1 tRNA gene and 1 rRNA gene are annotated in these 387 nt (G+C 49.1%); both read left to right on the top strand.

Features of this window, described 5'->3' with window-relative positions:
• Positions 1-53 (top strand): 16S ribosomal RNA (locus tag Xinn_RS22575); the annotation flags it as partial.
• An 82-nt stretch (positions 54-135) separates the two neighbouring features.
• Positions 136-211, top strand: a tRNA-Glu gene (locus Xinn_RS21605).
• The last annotated feature ends 176 nt before the right edge of the window (positions 212-387 follow it).

Raw genomic sequence — 387 nt, forward strand, 5'->3', positions numbered from 1 at the left:
TGAAGTCGTAACAAGGTAACCGTAGGGGAACCTGCGGTTGGATCACCTCCTTAACCGAACGATAGCAGACTGTGAGTGTTCACACAGATTGTCTGATGATAGTAAGACGAGCAAGCGTCTGCGAAGCGACTTTGTGTCCCCTTCGTCTAGAGGCCTAGGACACCGCCCTTTCACGGCGGTAACAGGGGTTCGAATCCCCTAGGGGACGCCACATTGCTCCGGTATCGGGTGAAAGCCGGTGCCATTTGGTATTGTTAAGCGTGACTTGCGAGTCAGTTTACCAATACATGCTCTTTAACAATCTGGAACAAGCTGAAAAATTTGAAACACTCAGTGATTTTGCTGTTTGACAGCAAGGTGATTGAGGAGTCTCTCAAAACCCCAATC

The organism is Xenorhabdus innexi, assembly GCF_002632485.1.
Classification (GTDB): Bacteria; Pseudomonadota; Gammaproteobacteria; order Enterobacterales; family Enterobacteriaceae; genus Xenorhabdus; species Xenorhabdus innexi.